We start from the raw sequence: 24,851 nt of genomic DNA on the forward strand, positions 1-24,851 counted from the left end.
GCGGTTAATCCACATTTGTCTATTCTATATCCATCAGTTGGTCTTTGCCTTTTACCAATTTGGATTGGTGCTCCTTTACCATAGCATTGATTTCCGATATTATTTCTGGTTGACTGGCCCCTAAGTCAAAATTTTCAGATGGGTCCACACTTAAATTGTATAAGATCGGTACAGGGTGTACTATCTTTTCGCCGAACTGGCCATAGGAACCTTCAGTAATATAATGTGCCTTGTAATCTCCAAGTCGGGCTGCATATAATTGTGTTCCCCTATAGTAGAAAACTCCTTTTCGCGGGCTGGAAGCATTCTTAAAAAGGGTTCCACTTAGGTCAAAACCATCCATAATCCTGTCCTTGGGCATTGGTACATTTGCCAAGGCACTGAAGGTTGGGAAAAGATCCATGGTGGTACCCAATTCGGATATTACGGCTGGCTTAATGTTGGTAGGTGACCAAAATATACAGGGTTCCCTCATGCCACCTTCCCAGGTCATACCTTTTCCTGCTTTAAGTAATCCGGCACTGCCGCCATTAATTCCGTAGGACAGCCAAGGGCCGTTATCCGATGTAAATACCACAATAGTATTTTTGTCCAGGCCTTCTTCTTTTAGGGCGGCAATAATTTGCCCTATACCATGATCAATTTCCTCAACAACATCGCCATAAATCCCTCGTTTACTTTTGCCTAAAAAATCTTCGGAGGCAAATAGGGGTATGTGGGGCAGATTGTGGGCCAAGTATATAAAGAAAGGATTGTCCTTGTTTTTTTTAATATAGGCTATGGTCTCTTCTGCGTATCTTTTGGTAATGGTATTTTGATTGGCAGGCCTTTCAATGATTTCGGTATTCCTCATTAAGGGAACATTGAAATTTTCGGTGGGTAAATTTCCTTTTTTTTCCTTATAGGCTTTATAATCGCCTACAAAGTCCATGTCGTTGGAGTAGGGGATGCCAAAATAGTAATCAAAACCATTATTGGTAGGTAGGTATTCCTCCTTATGGCCTAAATGCCACTTACCAATACATGCTGTACTGTAGCCTACTTTTTTTAATTGTTCCGCCAAAGTTATTTCCGAGCTTGGCAAACCATATTTGGAATTAGGGAACAACACCCTTTTAACATCACTGGCCATTCCGCTTCTTACCGGTAACCTTCCAGTTAATAATGCCGCTCTACTTGGGGTACATACACTGGCCCCTACATAAAAATTGGTCCATTTTTGTCCTTCGGCGGCCATTTGATCCAAATGCGGGGTTTTAATGGTTGGGTGGCCATAAGTGCCAAGATCGCCATAGCCAAGATCGTCTGCAAAAATGATAATGAAATTGGGGGTTTTGCTTAAATTTTCCTGACCGTAGCTATTGCTGGAAATCGGTAGAACGAACAAAAGGATTATAAGTATTCTAAGAATTTGATCTGTTGCGGGTTTGGGAGTAATCATGAAATTGGCTATATTTTATATAGGTTGGAAGGTAAAAAAAAGATTGGACAATTTATTTTAAACTAAAATAAATTGTCCAATCTTTTTTTAGATATGGCCTGATTTGCTATTTCACCAAGTAGTTTTACCCCGTCAATTAGTTTTTCAAATCGGGGGTCCTGTGTAAATCCTTTTTTGTATCGGAAGTATATTTGTTGAACAATCACTGCTATCTTGAACAATCCATAGACATAATAAAAAATAATTGGGCCTACTACTTGGCCACTTTTTAGACTGTACAGATGTACCACTTCCTCACGGGAAAGGTTACCGGGCAAATGGGACGGGGTAAGATTTAATTGCTTCATAAAATCTGGGTCATTGGGATTTACCCAATATCCCAAGGTAGTCCCCAGATCCATCAAGGGATTACCAATCGTGGCCATTTCCCAATCCAAGACCGCATTTACTTTGGTCCAATCTTGTGAATCCAGCACCAAATTGTCGTATTTAAAATCGTTATGGATCAAGGAATAGTTTGTAGGTTCCTTGGGCATATTCCCACCCAGCCATTGGGCTGCAGCTTCAATTCTGGGTATTTCATCGGTTTTGGATTTGAAATATCGTTTGGTCCAACCTCCAATTTGACGTTGCATATACCCTTCGGGCTTACCAAAATCACCCAATCCAATATCGTTTACATTGAGCTGGTGAAGGTGTACAAATGTGTCTACAAAACTGTTCGATATGCCTTGCATCAGTGCTGGGGAAGGGGTCATTTCAGTTGGCATGTTGGCCCTTAAAATAACGCCCTCCACCCGTTCCATCAGGTAGAAGGGGCAACCTAAAATGGTTTCATCCTGGCAGTAATGTTTGGGATCAGGCACTTTACCGTAGTTGGGTTTTAAAGCCGTTAAAATGTCGTATTCACGCTTCATATCGTGACCGGATTTTATATTGGCCCCGATAGGTGGTCTTCGCAATACATATTCCGTATTTCCCCATTGTAACAAATAGGTGAGGTTGGAATAGCCACTGGGAAATTGGGTTATTTTTAAATCGCCTTTGTTGGTAAAGAATTGTTGCAAATAGGATTGTAAAATATCCACTGGCAATTCTTCCCCATCGCGGACGGTCGTAGGTTTATCGTTCCAAGTGTTCAACATAGCTTTTAAATTCTGTATTCTTTTAAAATTTGTCTGGCCAAGCTGCTTTTGTGCACCTCGTCTGCACCGTCATAAATACGGGCAGCGCGTTCGTGCCTGTAGTAAAAAGCTAAAATAGTATCGTCTGTAAGGCCCAAGGCGCCATGGACTTGAATGGCACGGTCCACTACTTTTTGGAGCACGTTGGCACAGTAAAATTTAATGATGGAAATTTCCTTTCGGGTTTTATAGGCGCCCTGTGTATCAATTTTTTGTGCAGCATCCTGGATTAGCAATCGGGCGGCATTAATTTCGGCCCGGGATTCGGCAATCCAGTTTTGAACGGTCTGTTTATCGGCCAATGTTTTTCCATATGCCAATTCCCTTGATAGGGCGCGTTGGCACATTAGGTCAAAAGAGCGTTCACATATCCCCATCCATCGCATGCAATGGTGGATACGCCCCGGTCCCAACCTTTTTTGGGCTATGGTAAACCCGTCACCATCGGCCCCCAGAACATTGCTCAATGGCACTTTTGTATTATGGAATTTAATTTCTGAATGGCTCTCCCAACCACTTCCCGGATGACCCATAACGGGAATATTTCTTATAAACTCCAGACCTGAGGCATTGGTGGGGACAATAACTTGACTTGCTTTTTTATGCACTTCTGCCGCTTCTGGATTGGTTATCAACATTACAATGGCAAAGGCAGCCCCGTCAAAACCTGAAGTAAACCATTTATGACCGTTTATTTCATAGTGACCTTCTTTTTTGAAGGCCAGTGTACCCATATTTACCGGATTGGAGCCCGCAAAATTGGGTTCGGTCATAGCGAAACAACTTCTAATATCTCCTGCTAGAAGAGGTTGGAGGTATGTTTCTTTTTGTTCCTCGGTTCCGAATTCGATCAATATCTCCATGTTGCCCGCATCAGGGGCCTGACAATTAAAACAATAATGTCCGTAGGGACTGGCGCCCAAAATCTCGCTGATTTCCCCATGCTGGGAATTGGTGAGTCCCAATCCGCCGTATTCCTTAGGAATCTGAGGTAGCCAAAGCCCCAAGGCCTTTACTTTTTGGCGCAGTTCATTGAGCTTTGGTAATTTTTCATCCCAGCTGCAATTTAAAATCCAGGGTTCCAAAGGAAATAATTCATCCTGAACAAAGGACTTTATCCTATTTTTAATTTCGGTGAAATTCATCTATTCTGTTTTTTACAGGTTCCGGTCTTTATGTGAAATGAGTTTGGAAAACCTGTGGGATTGGGTATCAATATTTACAAACAGTATTATTTACCTGTAAATTTAGCGGGACGTTTTTCCAAAAAGGCGTTGACACCTTCCTTAAAATCGCTACTTCCAAAGGTGGCCACTTGCTTTTCAGCTTCATAAGCAATGGTGTCGTACAAATCGTGTCCCATGGCATAGAACATATCCTCTTTGGTGACGCCAAGGGCTAGGGTAGGGCGTTTGGCCAATTCATGGGCCCAGGCTTTGGCCGTTTTAAGCAAATCCGAGTCGCCTTGTACCAACTTATTGGTGAGGCCAAGGTCTAAACATTCCTTTGCCATTATTTTTTTGCCTTCCACGGCTATTTGCAATGCCTTGCTATATCCGACCTGTCTTGCCAATAGCCAACTTCCGCCACCGTCGGGGCCAAGTCCAATATTGATAAAAGCATATAACAGAGCACTGCTTTCGGACATTACCCTTAAATCGCACGCAAGGGCCAAGGAAGCACCTACACCGGCCGCAGTGCCGTTAATGGCCCCGATAATAGGTTTGCGAAGTGTAAAAAGCGTGCGCATCAGTGGTTGGTAAGTACTGGTAATATATGCCCTCCCTTCCTCGGGTGTAATCTGACCAAAGACAGCCATATCCGCACCTGCACAAAACCCCTTGCCGGCTCCCGTAATGACCACGGCACGTATGTCGTCATCTTTTCGGATTAGGTTCATGGCCTGGGTGATTCCTTGTACCACATCGTCCGTAACCGCATTGTATCTTGAAGGCCTGTTAAGGGTAATGATTCCGATATCGCTTTCCTTTTCAAAAAGAACACTCTCATTGATCTTGCTTTCAATTTTTCTAGGTGCGTCTTTGTGGGTTGCGGGATCTGCTTTCCCGTTCTTGGAGTTTGAATAGGCTTGGGCAATAAATTCGGCTACACATGCCGGTTTCTCTTCGCCCTTAAGCTCAAATACAAGCTTCAATTTGTATTTGGCCCCACCTTGAAAAGGGTTGAATTCCATTAAAGACACTCGGGCCCTTAACAAGGCGCCTACAGGGGTGGCATTCATGAACCTTACTTTGTCCAATCCATAATTTACTCCCATCGCAATATCCTTGATCCTGAGGGTTTCAAAACAAAATTTTGAGGCCAGTGACAGTACTAGAAAGCCATGTGCCACCGTTTTTTTATAAGGAGAATACTTGGCGGATTTTTCAGGGTCTATATGAATCCATTGATTATCGTCTGTTGTTTTGGCAAAGGTGTCGATCATATCCTGGGTTATGGTCATCCAATTGGATACCCCCAATTCCTTTCCTTGGTAACGGGTCAGATCCGATAACTGTGGAATTTCTGTGGAATAAGCCTCATTGATTGGTTTTTCTTCTGCCATTTGGTTGGTTTTTGTCTAATTAAATTGTTTGGTGTTTGCAGGGCTCTGGCCTGATTGCTAATTGAACCCTCCAGCGATCATGTGGCCCCCGTCGGCTGTAAAAATCGACCCGGTACAATAACTGGATGCCTCGGAAGCCAAAAAACAGGCCAGGCCGGCCATTTCATCCGGAACGGCCATTCTTCCTGCCGGTAAATGGCGTGTTACTTGGTCCAATATTTTTTCGTTTTGCCATAGGGCAGAACTAAATTTGGTTTTGATAAGTCCTGGACAAATTGCGTTGGAACGGATACCAAATTTGCCCCATTCCACGGCCTGTGATTTTGTCAACATAATTAAAGCCGCCTTACTAACGCTGTACAGCCCCAATCCAGCACTCGGTTTCATTCCTTCAACTGAAGCAATATTGATGATACTCCCGCCTCCGTTTTTTTTCATAATGGGATAACAAAGGTTGGCCAATAGAAAAGGGGCCTTGGCATTTATATCCATTATTTTGTCAAATAAAGCATTTTCCATAGTATCCAAGGGGCCATAAAACGGATTGGTAGCGGCATTGTTCACAAGAATATCCACGCCTCCGTAAGCATTTACCGTTTCTTCCACCAGTTCCTTTAATTGGGTTTCATCACCAACATGGCAGGCTATTCCCAAGGTGTCGAAGCCTTCCGCATTCAAATTGTTGGCTACTTCATCAACCGCTTCCTGGCTACGGGAACTAATCACCACCTTGGCACCGTATTCGGCTAGCCCTCTGGCAATAGATGCACCTATGCCTTTGCTGGCACCCGTTACAATGGCCACTTTGTTCCTTAGATCGAATTTTTGTTTTATTCTTGTTTGCATCTACTTGTTTTATTGGAGTTCTTATTATATCATAAAGGTATGGGCATACATTAAACAGGCATGGCACCACCATTGGCATGTAGGGTATGGCCACTTATAAATCCTGCTTCTTTTGATGCCAGAAACAAATAGGCGTGTCCCATATCTTCCGGGGTGCCGATCCGGCCTACGGGAATCATCGAAATCCCTGCCTGTATAACATCCTCTGGCATTGAATCCGTCATTTCAGTTTTAATAAAGCCAGGGGCAACGGCATTTACCGTTATGTTGTATTTGCCAACTTCCCTACAAAGCGAATGTGTAAAGCCTACTATGGCTGCCTTACTGGCACTGTAGTTGGTTTGCCCAAAAGCGCCATGAAAGGCATTTATGGACGATGCTGAAATTATACGTCCATAATTGGCTACTTTCATGTGGGGTACTACGGATTTAGCAGTAATGTAAAGCGAATCTACATTGACACGCATTACCTGATCCCATTCCTCACGACTCATTTTTAGGATAGAACGGTCACGGATAATACCTGCGTTATTGATCAGAACATCAATTCTACCATATTCTTCAATAATCTTGGCAACCGCTCTGTCTACAGATTCTTGGTCGGTAACATCTACTTTTTGATAAAATATTTTTCCACCGGAGTCCGCAATTACTTTTGCGGTTTGTTGCCCATCTTGTAATACATCCCATAAGGCGACCGTGGCGCCTTCATTGCAAAATACCTTGCAGATTCCTTCACCAATGCCTCTTGCTCCACCCGTAACGATTACGAGCTGTCCTTCCAGTTTTTTCATTTTTATAAAAGTTTGACCGATTTTAATTCAGTAATTTAAAAAACTTTGGAGACAAACTCTAATGAAGTAACAAGTATTATTGGAACTGGAAAGCTTAAGACCCCCCTATTACCAACATGGGAATTAAAAGTATTGGTAGGCCATATGTGGCTATAGAACCAAAATACCCTAGAAATCAAGAAAATTGATACTAGGGTAAATGCTATCTTTTATTTCAATTGTTTTAGAACTGGTACCTGATACCCAAAGCGATATCCAAATCCAGATCATCGGAATAACTATCGTTAAAACCCAACTCTGGGCGTATGTCCAAGGACAGCAAAAGAGGAAAATCAAAATTACATTCTATACCTATATCTCCGGCAATAAGGGCAAAGGCACCGTCTCCACCAGGGGAATCGAAGGAGCCAATTCCCGCACCTGCACCAACATACCAGTTAAACAAACCTTCAATAGGCATTACCCACTGATAGAGTCCGACCAATTTAAAGGCGTCAACATTGTTGGAATCGCGCCAACCTAGGTCAAATTCGAGCCTGTTGTTATTGGATATAGCTCTTTGATAGGACACTTCCCCTCCAAATCCGTCATTGTCCCCGAGCCTTAGACCTAGGGCGTTTTTGGCAACTGATTGGGCATTGGCCGCTGCTATGGTCATAGATATAACTGTTAAAATACTCAGTATTTTTTTCATGATTTTGAAATTTATTTTTTACAAGATTAAATATGTTGAGGATTTCCCATTGTCCCCATCAAAACAAATTATAACTCCATTGATATTGAAAGGGACCGACTTTGGAAAAAGTCAATATTTAATTTTGTTGGGTCATTAATTAAAACTGTAAGACCGAACTTTGGGAATAATAGTTTTTAACTCTCCAACTGATTATGGCCGACCGCAAACCAAAAAACAAAATAGTTTGGATCATCGCTATTGCAATGGCCCTTATGCTACTTTTATTTGCCGTCCTGCAATTTAGCGCCAAGAGATATGTGGAGAATCTCCTGAATAAAAAAATACCAGACCACATTCATTTGGTATATGATAAAATAGAAGTAAACCTACTTACAGGTTCCTTGCTAATAACCGATGTTACCTTGGATATAAGTAATAGGAACGCTGGTAATGAACATAAGGAAATGCATTTGGAAAGCATAGGCATGGAAGGCTTTGGCTATTACAATTATATTTTGGGAAACACTATTGGGGCCGATAAAATAAAGTTGCTTAACCCCAAGGTGCGTTATTATAACGATAATACGACCAACAAAATTACTTCAGATAAGCCTTTGGAGACTGGAACAGAGAAGGTTTTTGTTTTGGACCATTTGGAAATTGAGGACGGTGAAATCGTGAATATTCAAAATGAGACAAACACCATAAAATTTACAGTGGAAAACTTCAATTTGTCTCTGGAAAATCTACAACTGGACAAGGAAACGGTAACTCATAAAATCCCATTTTCCTATGGAGATTACAAATTGAATACAGGAAAGGTGTATGCTGACCTTGGACCCTATGAAGCGCTTAGCCTAAGTGGTGCCAACATCGATAAGAGGGTGTTGCAATTGAGCAATTTATCTTTGAAGTCCAAGTATAACAAGAGAACTCTCTCCAAAAAATTGGATAAAGAACATGATTACATCGATTTGGAAATCCCTAAGGTCCGGCTGGTGAACATGGATTTCGGATTTAGGGCCGAACGTTTTTTCCTGGATACCAAATCGGTCGTCATCCAAAACCCAAAAATGCAAATCTATCGCGATAAGCTTGTACAGGATGATTTTGAACAAAAAAAACTGTACAGCCAAATGTTACGCGAGTTGCCGATAGATTTAAATATTTCCGAGGTTAGGATCAAGGATGGATATATAGCCTATTCGGAATTGGTGAAAACTGGAACGGTTCCGGGAGAGATTGTATTTTCCGATCTTAAGGCTTCAATGAGCAATGTTTCCAATATTTATGAAAATGAAGAAAAGACCGAGATTATGGCCAAGGCAAAACTGATGGGCGAAGCTCCGATAGAACTAACATGGAATTTTGATTCCAAAGTGGGAAACGATCCATTTTTTGTGTCTGGCGTGGTTACCAATTTTAAGTCTAAAAGTATTAATCAATTTCTGAGGTCCAATCTTCGTGCGGAGGCCGAGGGCGATGTAGAAGAGCTGTATTTTACGCTTAGTGGCGATGCGGTTAGTGCCAGTGGGGATATGAAAATGAGCTATGAGGATTTTCGTTTTACGGTCCTTAAAAAGGATAGGATGGGAGTGAACAAATTATTGACTTTCGTAGGGAATATATTTACCAATGATGGTTCCAAATCAGATAAAATGGGCTATAGATATGGGGAAATATATGCAGAGAGGGATAAAACCAAATCTTTCTTTAATTATTTGTGGCTCAATGTAATGGACGGGATGGTAAATACACTTACCGGTGATGGGGAAAAAGATTAATTTTTAACAAAAATAACCATGGCTAAAAATTGGATGGGAGATCCAGAAATAGGGGCTACTTTTTTGGATCATATACACGCTCTCCTTCTCTTTCTCTCTTCGGACTGCAATCCTATCTTGAAACAGGCATTAAAAGCACTGTAGAATGCCTCGCTATTCCTTTTCAAGTAAGGACTCTAAAGCTACCTTATGGCAATGGATTTTTGTTCTTTGTTCCATGTTAATCGGATTCCTATAAACCTTGCCCAAATAGAGCAAATGAAATAATCGTTAGCATCAAGGTTTCTGGTGAAAGCCCATTAACTTGTAGGTATTAACAAAAAATAAAAACAGTTAAGTATTATGGAAACAACACAAGCAACTATCGGAATAAAAAAAGACAATAGAAAAGCCGTAGTGGCAATGCTGGGCAAACTTTTGGCAGATGAGTATTTGCTATATACCAAATTGCGGAATGCACATTGGAATGTAGAGGGAATAGACTTTCATACCAAACACGTTTTTTTTGAGGAAGAATACAATAAGATAGAGAAAATTGTAGACCAGGTTGCCGAGAGAATCCGCATGTTGGGGTTTTATTCTCCCGGGACTTTGAACGAATTTTTAAAACTATCACATTTGAAGGATGAAAGCCCCAAAAAGAACGATAGTTCCAGTTTTATGGAAGTTTTATTGGAAGATCATGAGACAATTATCAAGTTCATTAGAAAAAGTATCAGTGAAAATGCGGAGGAGCACAATGACGAGGGTACCGCCGATTTTATAACCGGAATCATGCAATTACATGAGCAAATGTCCTGGATGTTAAGGGCTTCCCTCAAGACCTTTAAATAGGCGATTGGACTTTTTAAATTATTGAGAAACGGCGGGAATTTATCCTGCCGTTTTTTTGTAAAATATGGGAGTTTAAGCGCAGTCTCGAACATGCAGTAATTAATATTCCGTAGCCAGTGATGATGGGAATTGGTGAGTCAAATGGGATGTGTGGGTTGGGATCTATGTGTTAAAACAAAAAAACCAGTCTAAAGACTGGTTGTGTAAATAAACTTATTAAATATATCAGGCTGTAACAGCTAACGAATTTTGATGGTCCTGATAATGTTTAGGACTACAACTGTATTTTTCTTTGAATATTTTGGAGAAGTAGCTTCTGCTAGTTAGGCCAACACTATATACTATTTCTGAAATGTTGAGGTCGGAAGTTTTAATAAGGTGTTCTGCGGTCTCCACCCTTACATTCCTAATGTAATCAGTTACCGTTCTATCGAATAGCAGTTTAAAACCTTCCTGTAGTTTTGCTGGTGAAAGACCGGATTTGTTGCTAAGATATTTCAGGCTATATTGAATTTCCGGATAGTTCTTAATAAAATTGGACAGCTCTTTTATATCATCCATTTCATCTTTGGTCAAGGAACCGAAATTATTTTTTGCTTTCTTTTTATCTTCCTTGTGTTGTTGGATTTCCATGGCCAAAATAACGTGCACAATACCTTTTATCAATAGGTTTCGAACCAGTCCTTTTTGGGTGATGGCCCCTAACTGCTGCATTTTTTCGGCTATTTTAAGATTATAGGAACCGGTGTAGGCAAAAATGTTCTGTCCTGATTTGGGCATAAATGTTCTAAGTAACTGATTTCTCAGTAGGTCGGTATCATCATCATCTTGGGCAACTTCATGGGTGTCTACCATTATATTGGAAAGCTTAACCACTTCATTTTTCCTAAAGAACAAGGTCGTGGCCTTGCTAGGGTCACTGGAAAAGATTCCTGTTTGGAATTGGTTCAGAAGTCTTTTTTCTCCTTTGATACCGAAACTATGACTAATTTTTCCCTTGGCACAGTACATAAAGTGAATAGGGTTGGTAATTGGCATATTATTGATGAGAAGCATATCTTCCTTAAAGACAATGTCATATTCCATAAAGGAAATATTGTTCTTAAAGGAAACTCCGCTTATGACACCGCTGACCAAATTATTGTCAAGTTCTAAATTGTACTCCTGTGGGCGAATTTTTAACGTTCCCCCCAAGTCTTGTTGTAACTGATTAAATATGTTGGCTATGTTGTTCGTTTTAAGATATACAATTTTCATGTTTCCGTATTTTAGAATTATTACTTTATTTGTCTCTTATTACCCTAGCAATAAATAGTACCACAGCAAGTAGGAGGAGCAGGTGTATTAAAATGCCTACGTTTACTATAAAAAAGCCAATGGCCCATAGAAAGAGCAATAGTATTGCTGCGATTATCAATATTTTGGACATTTTCTTTTTTATCATAATTAAGCCACTTGGTCTTACCGATTAAATGGATATCTATCTCAGTTTGATTCTGATTTGCCATTGGTCATACCCATGATGAAATTATCCGGGAGGTCATAATTTTTGTTGTCCATGGAATCCAAAGTCCAGCTTTTTCCGATTTTTGAATTGAGTTGATATGGTTCTGATGTCTTTTTCATGTTGGTTGTGTTTATAGTTCTTGTTTATAGTTCTTATTGTTTGAAACAAAGTTCGTTACAGAGGGCTCCTTTTGTGTTATACAATTTTTATATTCTGTTATATAATTCCATTAAATCGACCTTATTTCCTTAAAAAAATGCAAAAATTTGGTAGGTTCAATCAATGACCATTAAGAACCATCGTTGTTTGTGTAGCGGAATTTCGCTTAAATATCAGGGAGCACAGGTAAGGATATTTCTTGAAGAACAGGCTAGTAATATGTTGGGCCCAAGCTTGGGGCGAGACAGAACTCGATACTGTTTTTAGGATATAGGTAAGAGGTGGGTATACAACTACCAATGAGCGTACTTAATGCTATTGGTTTTATTAGTGAAACTCAATTTTGAGAAGTCAGTTAGACGCACTTAAAATTGCAGGTTGAACTAATCCCGCCTTTTTCGGCGGGATCTAGGTTCAATACCTCGACCCTAGGGTCGATTCCTATTATTGGGTTCAGGGCCTGCCTTTGTCGGCAGACAGGCCTACCTATGTCGGCAGACAGGCCTGCCCTGAGTTTTAATGCCTTTTATTGTTGATGTGAAATGGGGGGAGAAGTATCCTTTGGATTCTATACCGTATTGGGATTTTAAACCGGTAAGTAGATGTTGAAGGTAGCACCTTTGTTTATAAGCCCATAGGCCGCAATATGCCCTTTGTGTTTTTCCACAATCTTCTTGCAAATAGCCAATCCTATTCCTGTGCCCGAATATTCGTTTTTTTGATGAAGGCGTTGGAAGAGTTCAAATATTTTATGGGCATTGGCCTGCTCAAAGCCAATACCATTATCCTTCACGGAAATGCAGTAATACTCCTTGGCTTTCTTGTGAAAGTCATCAGGAATGGAATTGCGTTCCATTTTCTCGCATTCGATTTCTATTTTTGGAGTATCGAGAATACTGTGATATTTGATGGAATTTGAAATCAGGTTGTTGAAAAGCTGTTCTATCTGAAAAGGGATACCTCTCACTTCGGGCAGATCGCCAAGAATAAATTCTACCCCGGACTCCCTAATTGGGGCCTCCAGATCTTCCTGAACTTTATCCAACACTAGATTCAGGTCTACTTGTACAAAGTCCTTTTTTTTCTTGCTTAGCCTGGAATAGGATAATAGGTATTTTATAAGGGTCTGCATACGGTTGGCGGAAGATTTTACTTTGTCTATGTATTGCAGTTGTTGTTCTGTAAAACTGGAGGAATCGGAATCCGTAATCCTTGATATGAACATCTGTATTTTTCTTAAAGGCTCCTGAAGGTCATGGCTGGCAACACGGTTAAAGGATTCCAATTCACTATTGGTGCGTTTTAGTTCCAGGTTCTTGTCCTTTAGCTTTTGTTCATTTTTAAGTTCTTTGGTAATATCCTTTACCACTCCAATAAACTCGGTCTTTAAAAAATGGCCCGTATTGTGAAGGTATTTTACCTTCCCTCCTTTGGTTATAATACGATATGTATAATTGCCGATTATTTTTTTCTCCCAGGCCAAGTTTAATTTTTCGTCGTAAAGCTTGAGGTCTTTTGGGTGCACAAAGTGTCTATAGTTATCAGGTGTCGGCTCAAATTCATTGGGTTCGCAATCCAATAACCTGAAAAAGTTATCGGACATAGTGGCTTCCTTGGTTTCTATATTCCATCGGTAGCTACCTATTTTGGCCACCGCTTCTGCATCATTCAGAATAGAATTTTGTACTGTTAATTGTTCATTAAGCTCCAATAATCGTTGTTTGGCATTAATTATTTGAGTACTGTCATAAGAAGTTAGTGTAATACCATCGTTTAGCTTATTGATGGTAGTATGGACCCACACGCGTTTATCTTTTAAGGGATATTCGGTTTCATGTATTTCAATGCTGCCGTTGTTGGCACATTTTACCATGAGGTCGTATAGTCCGGTTTCATGTACAAAAGGATAAATTTTGGAGATGGACTTTCCAATCACTTCATCCACCTGTTTTCCTGTAAGGTTCTCACTTTCAGTGTTGGTGAATAAATATTTGAAATCTATAATATGGCCATTTGAATCCCTTTCGGTAATTAGATGGCTAACGGTGTTACTGGTGCTTTCCAGGATATTGTTCAAGAAGGATTTGGTTTCGATCAAGTTGTGGTTCTGCTTTTCCAGTTGTTCGTTCAAAACCTTTAGATTTTGAGTAAACTTTCTTTCCGCAGTAGTATCCACAGAAGTTGTTAAAACCCCATTTTCCATTTTAACGGCCGTGGTCTTGAACCAAAACTTATTGTCATTAAATTCAAAATATTTTTCAAATTTACGGGTAGTTCCTTCTGTAATAACTTTGGACAATTCGTCAAAAATGCCGTTCTCAAAATTAATGGGAATTAATTCGGACATTTTACATTGCTCTATTTGGTGGGATTTTTGTCCGAGGACCGATTCAATTTTTTCGTTGGAAAATACAATGGTAAAATCTTTTACCTGTCCCGTAGTATTATATATAGGTAAAAAATAACTAATAATATTGTCTGTGCTGCTCAAAATATTTTGAAGAAATTTCTCCGCAGTAACTGTTTTTTTTCGCTGTCTGTTAATTTGTAGAAATGAAATAATAAAGATAAATAAGGCAAACATACCCAGGAGCAAGGTCATTAATGGCGTAAATGAAATTTGGGACCTATATTCCTCCTTACGTTGGGCAAGTTGTATCTGCTTTTCTTGGTACAATTGATTTCTGAGCAGATTCAATTGGGTAATGTATTTTGAAACCTTAGTGATTTTTTCTCTATCACTGGCAGAATAATTTGTTTTTTGAAATGGAATATCTGCTATAATTTTTAGGGAATTATAAAGGCTGTCCTGCCAGGATTGTACAGAAAATAGTATTTTCTGCTGTAGTTCATTGTCTTGGGTTAATCTTCTTAGTTTTTGAAAAGACTCCTGTACTTCCGGTTTGTAATTTTCAAAGGAAGAAATACCCAAGGTATCTTGGGACAGCAAGTTTTTAAGTTCCGTGGACTGCATTTGGGCATAGTAGGAAAATAGCTGATTTATTTCCATGTCCACCTCAAGGGAATGGGAAACCATATCTGCCGATTCCCCAAGTTGTACAATTTGTTTGTAACTGATGCTCCCGAGAAACATGAGAAGGGCAATGGCCAAAATAAGGGAGACGGCAAGAACTTTTGGAGAGGATGTTATTTTTCTTATTGGCATGCCGTAACTCCTTTAGATCCGTAATAAAAAATTATCCTTGTTCAAGGCCGAGGTATGGTATTGCCAGTTGAGCTGTAGAACCTTTTCTATAGCTTGTTTAAGAGCACCAAAACTAGTGGGCTTATTAATATAAATATTAGCCCCGTTCACAAAAGTTTCTTCAATATCGGCCTCTGATGAGGATGTTGAATAGATAGCTACCAATAGATCATGGAGTCTAGGGTGGTTTCTAATTTCATAGAGACACTGCATTCCGTTTTTAATGGGCATGTTTAAATCCAGAAAGACTATTTCAGGCAATATCACATTGGGTAGGATCAAATAATCCATTAACTCTTTCCCATTGTTGAAAAGCGATAATTTAGTCTTAATTTTTATTTCGTTCATAGCTTCCTTGAACAATGTTCTGTCATCATCGTCATCATCGGCCAAGGCTATGTTTAGCGTATGTAGAGGCATGTTTTGGTATGGTTATTTTTGGGTTAAGGCTCTTTCTTTCCGTTTCAGGATTATTTTCTGAAAGGCGGAAGGGGTAAGTCCCGTTGTCTTTTTAAATTGGGCCGATAAATGTGATACGCTACTATAGTTTAGCTTATACGCTATTTCAGTTAAGGTTAGGTTATTTTGTAGGATTAAACTTTTGGCGAAATCTATTTTTTTTAAAATCACAAAGTTCTCTATGGAAGAATAGGTAGCTTCAGAGAATACTGAGGATAAATAGGTATATGAATAATCCAGTTTTTCAGAAAGATAGGTGGAGAAATTATAAAGCTTAGGGTTCTCCACATCATTGATCCATTCTGTAACGGAATCTTTAATTCGCTGTACCAAGGCCATTTGTTGGTCATCCATAATTTCTATGCCGTAATTTCCCAAGAGCGAGGCCATTTCCTGTTCTTCCTTTGGTGTAGGCGGTCTACTAAATTCAATTTCACCAACACCATGAATGGTATATTTCATTCCCAAGGCGTCCAATTGTTCCTGAAGAACAGCTTTACAGACAAGGTTAAAATCAAATTTTAGATAAATTCTCATTAATTGCATATAATATGGGCCTGTAACATCGATTCCTCTTTATAGGGGAAAACGATAAAGGCGTTATACACAAAGATGATGAATTTTTAAATTGAATTAAACTGCTCAGGGAATTATTTAACAATTGAATTCCAAATTGATACCTAAGCCAAACTTTGCCCCTAACGATACCTTTAACCTTCCTAGCTGACGTAGCTTATTTAGGTAATATAAATATTAGTTTGTCAGGTAATTTTTTTCTGGAATTTCCTTAAAAAATTCAGCAGTTTCAATATTGCTCGATGGACTATAATTGGCCAATACCGTGCCTTTACTGCCGTCGTTTGTTTCCAAAATATATAAAATGGACATGTCCGATGGATTGCTCATCCCTTCGAAGCGATATTCCTCCAAAATAGTGACATTTTCCGGCGAATATCCAATTTTTGTCTTTAGATCTATAAGTTTCATTTTTTCTACCCGGTAGTTGCCCTTAAAGCCTTTTTTTTGATATTCGTCTATAATTTCTTTTTCGTTCTTTGCAAACTGATTCTTCATTTTCATATATTTTAATTATTCTCAAATAGTTCTTTTCATTGAATCCTTGGTAAAAGGATCTATTTTATGCAACCAAAAATTATTGGCAAAACTTGTATTGAAAGATGTTGTACATGTTTTATTTCTGTGGAGCGAAAAAAACGGACAAGCTCCGTGATGGAAAATGTCCGTTCAAAATAAAATCTAACCAACCAAAGAGAATTTCTTAATTGTCGTCCGTGGCATCGTCTATTTCATCCTCAATTTCTTCCACACCTTCCTCAATATCATCGCCCACGTTTTCTATGCCATCCTCAATTTTTTCACCTGTGGTTTTTTCTTCCCTACAACTGCTAAAGGTGGCTAAAGAAACAGTAAATAGGAGTGTGAATAGAAAGTATATTATCGATTTTTTCATTTTTATAGTTTTAGGATTACGTACGTTACGTACTTGATTTGTTTTTAATGTATTTAAAAAAGTGTCTTACTTAGATCTTACTTCTTCCTGTAAATAAAGAAATTACAAAGAGAATCAAGAAAATAAAAAATAGGATTTTAGCAATACTGGCAGCTCCAGCTGCTATTCCCCCAAATCCGAAAATTGCGGCGATTATTGCCAATATTACAAATGTTACTGTCCATCGTAGCATGATATATGTGTTTTTTAGGTTAATACTATAAATTGTTCTTTTAACAATCTCTGACACAAATCTCGGGATAATCAATTGAGTTGTTTAACGTTATCACATTAATGGTTAACACAAAAGATTTAATTGTAAATTGTTTTTAATCAATCATTTATGGGATTGTTGGATTTGAAGTAGTCTGGGAAATCCAACGTTCGAATAGGAAATGGAATATTGATGTTGTTATCGTCAAATGCTTTCTTAAGGGCTATCATGGCGATAGTTTTGGCTTTTAGTACCTCTAGGGAGGAGGTGGATTGAATCCAAAATCGAGTTTCAAAGTTGATGGAACTATCTCCAAATTCGGTATAAAGAAAAATTACTTCCCTGGTATCTTCCACACTGTCAAAATTGGAGATAATAGTCTTGCATACCAAATTGCGTACAAATTCCAAATTGGAGGAATAGGCAACACCGCATTTAAGGATTACACGTGACTGGGCTGTGGTAGAGAAATTTCTTATTGGGTTCTCCAAAACCAATTTATTGGGAATATAAACTAGATTATTGTCCGATTGCTTGATGGTTACGGCCCTAAGGTCAATATCGATCACCTCACCTTCATAATTGTTGCTTTCTATCCAATCCCCAAATTTTATATGTTTAATATAGGAAAGTACAATACCGGAATAAGTGTTGGCCAAAGCGCCTTGTAAAGCCAGACCTACAGCAAGACCTGCTACCCCTGCACCGGCTAAAATTGTATTTAGCGTTTTGCTAAGGTCCAGGATTCCTAGCACTAAAAATAATCCAGTTAGAATGATTAAAACTGAAATTAATTTGGCAATTACGTTCTTCATGGATTTTTGCAAACTACTTTTTTCCAAGAGTTTCCATGTGAGTTTTGCAAAATATTTCGATAGTAGGATTACAATGGTGAAAACGAACAGTGCTAAAATAATGTTGGGCAAATTCACTATTAAACTGTCTGCCCAGGATGCCAGTCTCTTGATCATTTTCTCCCAGGCTTCGTCTATCTTTAGATCCATGTCCTCATTTTTAGTTGTAGTTTCAATATTTTTGGGGATTAACTCAATTACCTTTAAATATACGGATATAATTGCAGCGGTTTCAATAAAAATGGTTCCGATACTTAAGCGTATCGGAACCATTAACAACCAACCTAACCATCTTTACTGAATTACTGTTTTTATTCGTAGTAATTCAATGAAAAATATGTTTATCCCTAAATGTCCCCAGAAATTTAGGATTCAAAAGATCACCAAATTTTGGCAATGCTTTTTTTTTTCTTGATTTCAAAGTTACCTGGTACACTTAAAAAAGTGGTGCTGTATTCTAAATTTTATTGACTCTTATGACAGTACATTATTAGCAGCTATTGTTCTCATGGTTGTTTTATTATTTTCCTTTATTAGCGTTTGGGATACTATTTGTCCGTAAAGGAACAGTAAGAAAATGAGTATTGACTATCTTTAAATATCGATTTATTGGGAGCAACATACAGCACCAATACTATTTTAATTTTATTATTAACTATATATAAAAAGGATATGGAATATGTGGAATCAGTGAACCCTTATGATGGCACGCGATTGGAAAAATATAAAATGTTTTCAGATGATGATATCAATAACGTTTTGGATAAGACCGAACGGGTCTTTCCGAACTGGAAAAATGAAAGTCTGGAGCATAAATCGGGGCTATTAAAAAAACTGGCCAAGGAATTGTTGAAAAATAAAAAATCCTATGCCGAGTTAATGTCGAAAGAGATGGGAAAACCTATAAGCCAAGGTATTGCCGAAATTGAAAAGTGTGCATGGGCCTGCGAATTCTACGCCAAGAATGCGGTTAGGTTTCTAGCGGATGATCTTATAGAAACCGAGGCTGACGAAAGCTTTATTAGCTACGACCCCATAGGTTGTGTATTGGCCGTAATGCCATGGAATTTCCCATTTTGGCAGGTCATTCGTTTCGCGGCACCAACACTCACTGCTGGTAATACTGTAATATTAAAACATGCCAGCAATGTCCCTGGCTGTAGTTTGGCTCTACAGGAACTGTTTCTATCGGTAGGCTATCCACAGGGCTGTTTTCAGTCTATTTTGGCGGACCATAAACAGCTTGAAACTATTATTGGAAACACTATTGTTCAGGGGGTTACCCTTACGGGTAGTGAGAAGGCAGGTAGGGCAATTGCGGCTCAGGCAGGAAGGCATCTAAAAAAATGCGTTATGGAACTTGGGGGCAATAATGCTTGTATAATATGGGAAGATGCGGATTTGGAAAAATATATGGATACCATGGTGATGGCTCGAATGCAGAATACCGGACAAAGTTGTATTGCGGCAAAAAGATTCATAGTGGTCGAGGCAATATATGAGGAGTTTCTAATGAAATTTTCCAACAGAATCCAAACCCTTAAATCAGGGGATCCATTGAACAAACAAACAGTTATTGGGGTAATGGCCAAGGAGGACTTGGCCAAAAGCTTGGAAGGACAAGTGAATGACTCCTTGGACAAAGGAGCAGAGGTCCGGATTGGGAATAAACGGGTGGGTGCCTATTATGAACCCACGGTAATTACCGGTGTAGTTCCTGGTATGCCAGCATTTGACGAGGAGTTATTTGGCCCGGTGGCAGCTGTGATTAAGGCAAAAGATAGGCAGGAAGCCGTTTCCCTGGCTGCAAAATCTACTTTTGGTCTGGGGTCCATGTTATTTACCCAGGATATAAAATCTGCCCGGAAAATAATTGGCGATATCCCCGATGGCGCGTTTTTTATCAATGAAATGGTAAAGTCCGATCCCAGGTTGCCATTTGGAGGGACAAGGGCATCGGGATTTGGTAGGGAGCTTTCCATGGAAGGTATATTGGAGTTTGTGAACAAAAAGACGGTATATATAAGGAAATAGTATTGGATAAGGCGTGTTATTTAGTTTGGTCTGTCTCCCAACAATTTTTAAATGCGAATTGGTTTTGAGGCATTCGTTGCCTTTCTTTAATTTCTATGTCCTGAAGATTTGGGGGCAGTTTTTCCAATTCCCCACCATAGTATCCTAGGGCAATGGCCGTAGCAATATGAAATTCTTCGGGGATACTGAAGGTGTGCTGGACTTTTTTATAATCCAGACCGGCCATATGGTGCATAGCTATTCCCATATATTGTGCCTGTACCGTCATAGCCCCAAGGCCCAGGCCCAGGTCGTGAAGGGCGTAGAAATTTTCTTTTCCATTAATGGTTTCCTTCTTATATGCCGTAAGTATTAAAAGGGGAGCGTTTTTGGCCCAGGTCTTATTGGAATTTGTTAGGTTGTCCAATATTTGTGCGTAGGCGTTAGAACCTTTTTCCGCATATAGGAATCGCCATGGCTGTTGGTTTTGGGAACTTGCAGCCCAGCGTACAGCTTCAAAGAGTTGGTGCACATGTTGTTCAGAGATTTTTTTGTCCTTAAAAACCCGAGGGCTATATCGCTGTTTTAAAAGTGCAAATATTTCATAATCGCAATCGGCTATATTTTCCAATTGTATTTGTTCCATAGCTGTCATGTTTCTTTTTTTAGCAAAGTTTATTAGTGAAACTCAATTTTGAGAAGTCAGTAAGACGCCCTTAAAATTGCAAGTTGAACTAATCCCGCCTTTTTCGGCGGGATCTAGGTTCAATACCTTGACCCTAGGGTCGATTCCTATTATTGGGTTCAGGGCAAACCTGTCTGCCCTGAGGTTTAATACCTTTTATTATCGATTTTTTTCTTCATGTAACAAATTGGTGCTGTCATAGTAACTTTTTCATTAGGACCAGTATGTAAAAGGTCCGCTCTAGGGTTTAATACTATTGGTTGTCCATTTTATAGAATTGACTATGTCATGTCTTGGCCCAATCCAATAGCTGCCTCCTGGGTTGTCTATGGTAAATGTGTCTTATTTACGCTATAATATTTTAGGAAGCATTTACCGGTGACACAGGGTAATCTGTACTTCAGATCCGTTCTTCTTAGGCAGCGTCCCCAAGGAATTACCAATTGGGCAGTTTAAACGGTGAAGGCTTTATATGTTATAACAAGTTTAATAACTTATGGAAGTACATGTTGACTCAAATCCTATAATAATTGATTCTTATCCCAATGTTTGATGGGGGTCAAATGTATTCAATTGGCAAGGATCACAAGGTCTATAAATTGTGTGTCCGGGATAATGTGGCGGGTTGTTTCCCTTCCTAGAAGCAGGATAGAGTTCTTTCTAGGGCGGGGTTAAATCCAAAATTTACGTTTCATTCTTAGAAATCCGATAATAAAACTAACATACATCAATACGATCAGTGTTAGGTGGATTCTTCTGGTATGAACAAACTCGTTCAATTGATTGGTGTAATTATAAAATCTTGAAGCCTTGATGGGGGCATAGCCCAAATAAAAAATTAATAGTCCAATGCTTATCCATTTAATGCCTGTATATCTATAGTCCAATTTTTTTGACGCATTCCGGTGCTCCAAGAAAAAGAGGATGATACAAATAACAAGGGCAAAAGCTCCAGCCAAATAACTGTATACCTGTGCTTCCAATTTAAAGTTTTGAAGAAAGGGATTTATAAGCGAAGCGAGCATATAGAACATCGCGGCAATTAAAATGTAAATTTTATATTTTTTATTCTCTATATAGCTCCAATAGACATAGAAAAAATAGTTAAAAAAAACTAGGTTGTAAATATTGTATATAAAAACATTGTGCTTCACAAAAGTAGAAAAAATGGAAATATGGAATACCTCATAGTTCTTAGTTAAATAGCCCAATAATTCGGTTAAGAAGGTGTACATTAAAAGTATGGGAAAATACTTTAAGGGAGTACTGTAATATTTGGGATATTTTATTAAGGCTATCAATAAGGTTACAACATAGAGAGGTTGATTGGCATTCTCCAATATAGTATCCAATATTTCCATTTTTGCTTAGATAAGGGGTTAATGGGGCTTGTTAATCCTCATGGTATGGAGGGGGAACCATATTGGCCTCGTTTAGCACCAGACTTTTATTTTTGGCATAGAAGGGTGCAGGGGATGTTGTAGGTAAAAAGGAGGCCTCGGATTTACTTTCCCCAGACTGCATATTGTCCGTTCCACCGTCCTTTTTTGGTTCCAAATTATCAGTAAGTAAAACTGGGACATTTTTACCATCGTCCTCTTCCCTAATATAGAACCCGTATTCCCTATCATTTTTGTCCTTAACTGCTGGAATGATAAAAAATGAATTTTGTTTTGGATGTTTTATTGCCCTACCATCCTCAAAGGTCTTTTTATCCGGGTAATTGGAAAAATAAAAGCGTAGGGAGGAAATTTCCACATTGGCCTTTTTTGCTTCTTGTTCAATGTAGTTCATATATTCCTTTATGGTATGGTAGTCATAATAGCCAAAACGTGCCACATCAAATTTTTTCTCAGGTGCAAGTTCATTTTCAAACCCTTCAATTAGGCGTACCCTGCGTTCGCCATAGGCATCGTACATGGTTTTTGCTTGGGAAACGCTTACAATCTGTTTAGGGGCGGAAACTTCCGTGGGGACAGGTTCGGTCACTGGTTTTTGTTCCTTTTTCTGTTCACAGGAAGTGAAACCAAAAGTAATGAGGGCTCCAACGCATAATATTGCGTAAGTTTTTTTTAGGTTTTTCATAATTTAGATTTTTACAATTAGTTGTTAATTAAAGTAATCATTTAGTGGTAAGTGTTGGGGGAAAACACTTGTTAAATTATTTGTTAAAGTACAGATTATTGTACATCTAAAAAAATTGCGTAAAAAATAAATGTATTTTTTTATTAGGTATAGGTTACAAAAAAATCCCATTTGGCCATAATGCCAAATGGGATTTTAAGACTGTCCCTAATTTTTAGGGAGTATACGCTCGGTGGATTATTGATTCATGGTCAACAAAAACTCTTCGTTGTTCTTGGTTTGCCTAAATCGTTGTTCAATAAATTCCATTGCTTCAACCGGATTCATGTCCGCTAAATACTTTCTCATGATCCACATTCTTTGAATTGTGTTTTCATCCAGTAAAAGGTCGTCCCGTCTTGTACTTGAAGAAGTAAGGTCGATGGCCGGGAATATTCTACGGTTGGAAATTTTTCTATCCAATTGTAATTCCATGTTACCTGTACCTTTGAACTCTTCAAAGATTACTTCATCCATTTTGGAACCGGTTTCGGTAAGTGCGGTTGCAATAATAGTTAAGGAACCTCCGCCTTCAATATTACGTGCAGCTCCAAAAAATCGTTTTGGTTTATGCAGCGCATTGGCATCTACACCACCACTCAAGACCTTTCCCGAGGCAGGCTGTACCGTGTTATAGGCCCGGGCAAGACGGGTAATGGAATCCAGTAGGATAACCACATCATGGCCACATTCTACCAAGCGTTTGGCTTTTTCCAATACAATGTTGGCAACCCTAACATGTTCTGTTGCTTCCTTGTCAAAAGTAGAGGCAACTACCTCACCTCGAACATTACGTTGCATGTCCGTAACTTCCTCAGGACGTTCATCTATCAAAAGAATAATTTGATAAACTTCAGGATGATTGGCGGCAATACCATTGGCGATATCCTTCAGAAGCATGGTCTTACCAGTTTTGGGCTGGGACACGATCATTCCTCTTTGGCCTTTTCCAATAGGACTGAACAAATCTATTATTCTTGTAGAAATGGTACTTTGTCTTTCTGCAAGATTGAATTTTTCCTGTGGGAATAATGGGGTCAAATGTTCAAAAGAAACCCTATCCCTAACAATTTGGGGATCTATCCCGTTTATCTTGTTCACTTTGATAAGTGGGAAATACTTTTCGCCTTCTTTTGGCGGACGTACATTACCAAGTACGGTATCTCCGGTTTTTAATCCAAATAATCTTATTTGGGACTGGGATACATAAATATCATCAGGAGAGGAAAGGTAGTTGTAATCCGAAGACCTTAAAAACCCGTAGCCATCCTGCATAATATCCAGGACACCTTCACTTTCTATAATACTGTCGAACTCAAATTCAGGTTCTTTGTATTTGTTTTTTAGGTCTTTATCAAAATTGCTATTGTTTTTGTCAATATTACCTTTTTGATGGTGTGGATTTTTTTTATGCTGAGGTTTGTTGGCTTGCGGGGGATTTTGCTGGGTCGAATTTTGCTGGGGTGCACTCTTTTGAAATTCCTTTTTTGCCGGAACAGGATTATTGTGTTGGCGAGGTTTTCTTTCGCGTTTAGGATCCTCTTTTTTATCTTCGACCACTTTGGTGGTTTCTTCGGGGGTACTCGATTTTTCTGTTGGTGCAACAGATTTTATCTCTGGTTTTACGGGTTCGGCAGTTTTGGTCTCGGCCTCTTTGGGCTTCGACTTGATTATCCTGGACCGTTTAGGCTTTGCAGTACTGCTTTCTTCTTTTGTTACTTCTTTTGTTACATCGGTTCTTTCTTGAACAATTTTTGGATTTGATGCTTGTACATCCAAAATTTGGTAAACCAAATCAAGTTTTTTTAAAGTTTTAAATTTGGCAACATTTAGGCCCTTGGCTATTTCCTGAAGCTCGGGAAGCTTTTTTGATTTTAAATCTGAAATCTCAAACATTAAGTTTTGAATAAATTATACTTATTACGAAAATTTTGAAGTGTATGTAGTTTTTGTTTTTGGATAATAAAGGGAATGAAATCCCCTGTTGGTAAGTAAT

Annotated in this window: 25 protein-coding genes; 4 read left to right on the plus strand and 21 right to left on the minus strand. The window is 39.0% G+C overall.

What is annotated here, in order from left to right; translation table 11 throughout:
• Positions 1-19: 19 nt before the first annotated feature.
• From QSE00_RS14690 to QSE00_RS14720, 7 genes are all read right to left on the minus strand, one after another.
• The gene (locus tag QSE00_RS14690) at positions 20-1,441 is read right to left on the minus strand and encodes a sulfatase family protein (RefSeq protein WP_286106528.1); all 1,422 of its coding nucleotides are present in this window, start codon (positions 1,439-1,441) and stop codon (positions 20-22) included.
• 62 nt (positions 1,442-1,503) lie between these two features.
• Positions 1,504-2,586 carry a phosphotransferase family protein gene (locus tag QSE00_RS14695; protein ID WP_286106529.1) on the minus strand — a complete coding sequence of 361 codons (1,083 nt, stop codon included), beginning with the start codon at positions 2,584-2,586 and terminating at the stop codon, positions 1,504-1,506.
• Positions 2,587-2,591: 5 nt separating this feature from the next.
• Positions 2,592-3,770, minus strand: a complete 1,179-nt coding sequence (locus tag QSE00_RS14700) for an acyl-CoA dehydrogenase family protein (protein ID WP_286106530.1) — start codon at positions 3,768-3,770, stop codon at positions 2,592-2,594.
• Between the two features lie 86 nt (positions 3,771-3,856).
• Positions 3,857-5,191 (minus strand): enoyl-CoA hydratase-related protein, encoded by a 1,335-nt coding sequence (locus tag QSE00_RS14705; protein ID WP_286106531.1) that lies wholly within the window; start codon positions 5,189-5,191, stop codon positions 3,857-3,859.
• A gap of 57 nt (positions 5,192-5,248) precedes the next feature.
• Positions 5,249-6,037 (minus strand): SDR family NAD(P)-dependent oxidoreductase, encoded by a 789-nt coding sequence (locus QSE00_RS14710; RefSeq protein ID WP_286106532.1) that lies wholly within the window; start codon positions 6,035-6,037, stop codon positions 5,249-5,251.
• Between the two features lie 50 nt (positions 6,038-6,087).
• Positions 6,088-6,831 carry an SDR family NAD(P)-dependent oxidoreductase gene (locus QSE00_RS14715; protein WP_286106533.1) on the minus strand — a complete coding sequence of 248 codons (744 nt, stop codon included), beginning with the start codon at positions 6,829-6,831 and terminating at the stop codon, positions 6,088-6,090.
• 223 nt (positions 6,832-7,054) lie between these two features.
• Positions 7,055-7,525, minus strand: a complete 471-nt coding sequence (locus QSE00_RS14720) for a hypothetical protein (RefSeq protein ID WP_110356363.1) — start codon at positions 7,523-7,525, stop codon at positions 7,055-7,057.
• A gap of 194 nt (positions 7,526-7,719) precedes the next feature.
• Between QSE00_RS14720 and QSE00_RS14725 the strand changes: the two genes are divergently transcribed.
• From QSE00_RS14725 to QSE00_RS14735, 3 genes are all read left to right on the plus strand, one after another.
• Positions 7,720-9,291: an AsmA family protein gene (locus QSE00_RS14725; RefSeq protein WP_286106534.1), complete on the plus strand. Its 1,572-nt coding sequence runs from the start codon at positions 7,720-7,722 to the stop codon at positions 9,289-9,291.
• 18 nt (positions 9,292-9,309) lie between these two features.
• Complete coding sequence (locus QSE00_RS14730; protein ID WP_286106535.1) at positions 9,310-9,435, plus strand: hypothetical protein; 126 nt, start codon at positions 9,310-9,312, stop codon at positions 9,433-9,435.
• A gap of 198 nt (positions 9,436-9,633) precedes the next feature.
• On the plus strand, positions 9,634-10,125 hold the full coding sequence (locus QSE00_RS14735) for a Dps family protein (RefSeq protein ID WP_286106536.1): 492 nt from the start codon (positions 9,634-9,636) through the stop codon (positions 10,123-10,125).
• A gap of 225 nt (positions 10,126-10,350) precedes the next feature.
• On the opposite strand, the gene QSE00_RS14740 is transcribed toward QSE00_RS14735, so the two are convergent.
• The 10 genes from QSE00_RS14740 to QSE00_RS14780 all read right to left on the minus strand — a co-directional run bounded on the left by QSE00_RS14740 (position 10,351) and on the right by QSE00_RS14780 (position 18,183).
• Positions 10,351-11,382, minus strand: coding sequence for a helix-turn-helix domain-containing protein (locus tag QSE00_RS14740; protein ID WP_110356366.1), 1,032 nt, complete (start codon positions 11,380-11,382; stop codon positions 10,351-10,353).
• Between the two features lie 25 nt (positions 11,383-11,407).
• On the minus strand, positions 11,408-11,569 hold the full coding sequence (locus QSE00_RS25235; protein WP_353477477.1) for a lmo0937 family membrane protein: 162 nt from the start codon (positions 11,567-11,569) through the stop codon (positions 11,408-11,410).
• Between the two features lie 41 nt (positions 11,570-11,610).
• Positions 11,611-11,751 (minus strand): hypothetical protein, encoded by a 141-nt coding sequence (locus QSE00_RS14745; protein WP_181422865.1) that lies wholly within the window; start codon positions 11,749-11,751, stop codon positions 11,611-11,613.
• A 626-nt stretch (positions 11,752-12,377) separates the two neighbouring features.
• On the minus strand, positions 12,378-14,957 hold the full coding sequence (locus QSE00_RS14750) for an ATP-binding protein (protein ID WP_110356368.1): 2,580 nt from the start codon (positions 14,955-14,957) through the stop codon (positions 12,378-12,380).
• Between the two features lie 12 nt (positions 14,958-14,969).
• Positions 14,970-15,416 (minus strand): response regulator, encoded by a 447-nt coding sequence (locus QSE00_RS14755; protein ID WP_110356369.1) that lies wholly within the window; start codon positions 15,414-15,416, stop codon positions 14,970-14,972.
• A gap of 12 nt (positions 15,417-15,428) precedes the next feature.
• Positions 15,429-15,992 (minus strand): helix-turn-helix domain-containing protein, encoded by a 564-nt coding sequence (locus QSE00_RS14760; RefSeq protein ID WP_110356370.1) that lies wholly within the window; start codon positions 15,990-15,992, stop codon positions 15,429-15,431.
• A 216-nt stretch (positions 15,993-16,208) separates the two neighbouring features.
• The gene (locus QSE00_RS14765) at positions 16,209-16,529 is read right to left on the minus strand and encodes a hypothetical protein (RefSeq protein WP_286106537.1); all 321 of its coding nucleotides are present in this window, start codon (positions 16,527-16,529) and stop codon (positions 16,209-16,211) included.
• A gap of 205 nt (positions 16,530-16,734) precedes the next feature.
• Positions 16,735-16,926, minus strand: coding sequence for a hypothetical protein (locus QSE00_RS14770; RefSeq protein ID WP_110356371.1), 192 nt, complete (start codon positions 16,924-16,926; stop codon positions 16,735-16,737).
• Between the two features lie 70 nt (positions 16,927-16,996).
• Positions 16,997-17,158, minus strand: a complete 162-nt coding sequence (locus QSE00_RS14775) for a DUF1328 family protein (protein ID WP_031443085.1) — start codon at positions 17,156-17,158, stop codon at positions 16,997-16,999.
• 140 nt (positions 17,159-17,298) lie between these two features.
• Positions 17,299-18,183 (minus strand): mechanosensitive ion channel family protein, encoded by an 885-nt coding sequence (locus QSE00_RS14780; RefSeq protein ID WP_110356510.1) that lies wholly within the window; start codon positions 18,181-18,183, stop codon positions 17,299-17,301.
• A gap of 459 nt (positions 18,184-18,642) precedes the next feature.
• Here QSE00_RS14780 and QSE00_RS14785 point away from each other — a divergent pair, with 459 nt between their 5' ends.
• Entirely contained in the window at positions 18,643-20,067 is a 1,425-nt protein-coding gene (locus tag QSE00_RS14785) for an NAD-dependent succinate-semialdehyde dehydrogenase (protein WP_353477478.1), read from the plus strand.
• Between the two features lie 16 nt (positions 20,068-20,083).
• On the opposite strand, the gene QSE00_RS14790 is transcribed toward QSE00_RS14785, so the two are convergent.
• The 4 genes from QSE00_RS14790 to rho form a co-directional block, all read right to left on the minus strand.
• Positions 20,084-20,701, minus strand: a complete 618-nt coding sequence (locus QSE00_RS14790; RefSeq protein WP_286106538.1) for a nitroreductase family protein — start codon at positions 20,699-20,701, stop codon at positions 20,084-20,086.
• 701 nt (positions 20,702-21,402) lie between these two features.
• Positions 21,403-22,092: a hypothetical protein gene (locus QSE00_RS14795; RefSeq protein WP_110356374.1), complete on the minus strand. Its 690-nt coding sequence runs from the start codon at positions 22,090-22,092 to the stop codon at positions 21,403-21,405.
• Positions 22,093-22,123: 31 nt separating this feature from the next.
• Positions 22,124-22,816: a hypothetical protein gene (locus tag QSE00_RS14800; RefSeq protein ID WP_286106539.1), complete on the minus strand. Its 693-nt coding sequence runs from the start codon at positions 22,814-22,816 to the stop codon at positions 22,124-22,126.
• 237 nt (positions 22,817-23,053) lie between these two features.
• Positions 23,054-24,751 (minus strand): transcription termination factor Rho, encoded by a 1,698-nt coding sequence (gene rho, locus QSE00_RS14805; RefSeq protein WP_286106540.1) that lies wholly within the window; start codon positions 24,749-24,751, stop codon positions 23,054-23,056.
• Between the last annotated feature and the right edge of the window lie 100 nt (positions 24,752-24,851).

This window comes from Arenibacter flavimaris, assembly GCF_030291335.1.
GTDB lineage: Bacteria > Bacteroidota > Bacteroidia > Flavobacteriales > Flavobacteriaceae > Arenibacter.

Coding starts and splice junctions, on each gene's coding strand:
- QSE00_RS14690 (WP_286106528.1), bottom strand. CDS start 1,441: ATGATTACTCCCAAACCCGCAACAGATCAAATTCTTAGAATACTTATA.
- QSE00_RS14695 (WP_286106529.1), bottom strand. CDS start 2,586: ATGTTGAACACTTGGAACGATAAACCTACGACCGTCCGCGATGGGGAA.
- QSE00_RS14700 (WP_286106530.1), bottom strand. CDS start 3,770: ATGAATTTCACCGAAATTAAAAATAGGATAAAGTCCTTTGTTCAGGAT.
- QSE00_RS14705 (WP_286106531.1), bottom strand. CDS start 5,191: ATGGCAGAAGAAAAACCAATCAATGAGGCTTATTCCACAGAAATTCCA.
- QSE00_RS14710 (WP_286106532.1), bottom strand. CDS start 6,037: ATGCAAACAAGAATAAAACAAAAATTCGATCTAAGGAACAAAGTGGCC.
- QSE00_RS14715 (WP_286106533.1), bottom strand. CDS start 6,831: ATGAAAAAACTGGAAGGACAGCTCGTAATCGTTACGGGTGGAGCAAGA.
- QSE00_RS14720 (WP_110356363.1), bottom strand. CDS start 7,525: ATGAAAAAAATACTGAGTATTTTAACAGTTATATCTATGACCATAGCA.
- QSE00_RS14725 (WP_286106534.1), top strand. CDS start 7,720: ATGGCCGACCGCAAACCAAAAAACAAAATAGTTTGGATCATCGCTATT.
- QSE00_RS14730 (WP_286106535.1), top strand. CDS start 9,310: ATGGCTAAAAATTGGATGGGAGATCCAGAAATAGGGGCTACTTTTTTG.
- QSE00_RS14735 (WP_286106536.1), top strand. CDS start 9,634: ATGGAAACAACACAAGCAACTATCGGAATAAAAAAAGACAATAGAAAA.
- QSE00_RS14740 (WP_110356366.1), bottom strand. CDS start 11,382: ATGAAAATTGTATATCTTAAAACGAACAACATAGCCAACATATTTAAT.
- QSE00_RS25235 (WP_353477477.1), bottom strand. CDS start 11,569: ATGATAAAAAAGAAAATGTCCAAAATATTGATAATCGCAGCAATACTA.
- QSE00_RS14745 (WP_181422865.1), bottom strand. CDS start 11,751: ATGAAAAAGACATCAGAACCATATCAACTCAATTCAAAAATCGGAAAA.
- QSE00_RS14750 (WP_110356368.1), bottom strand. CDS start 14,957: ATGCCAATAAGAAAAATAACATCCTCTCCAAAAGTTCTTGCCGTCTCC.
- QSE00_RS14755 (WP_110356369.1), bottom strand. CDS start 15,416: ATGCCTCTACATACGCTAAACATAGCCTTGGCCGATGATGACGATGAT.
- QSE00_RS14760 (WP_110356370.1), bottom strand. CDS start 15,992: ATGAGAATTTATCTAAAATTTGATTTTAACCTTGTCTGTAAAGCTGTT.
- QSE00_RS14765 (WP_286106537.1), bottom strand. CDS start 16,529: ATGAAGAATCAGTTTGCAAAGAACGAAAAAGAAATTATAGACGAATAT.
- QSE00_RS14770 (WP_110356371.1), bottom strand. CDS start 16,926: ATGAAAAAATCGATAATATACTTTCTATTCACACTCCTATTTACTGTT.
- QSE00_RS14775 (WP_031443085.1), bottom strand. CDS start 17,158: ATGCTACGATGGACAGTAACATTTGTAATATTGGCAATAATCGCCGCA.
- QSE00_RS14780 (WP_110356510.1), bottom strand. CDS start 18,183: ATGGATCTAAAGATAGACGAAGCCTGGGAGAAAATGATCAAGAGACTG.
- QSE00_RS14790 (WP_286106538.1), bottom strand. CDS start 20,701: ATGACAGCTATGGAACAAATACAATTGGAAAATATAGCCGATTGCGAT.
- QSE00_RS14795 (WP_110356374.1), bottom strand. CDS start 22,092: ATGGAAATATTGGATACTATATTGGAGAATGCCAATCAACCTCTCTAT.
- QSE00_RS14800 (WP_286106539.1), bottom strand. CDS start 22,816: ATGAAAAACCTAAAAAAAACTTACGCAATATTATGCGTTGGAGCCCTC.
- rho (WP_286106540.1), bottom strand. CDS start 24,751: ATGTTTGAGATTTCAGATTTAAAATCAAAAAAGCTTCCCGAGCTTCAG.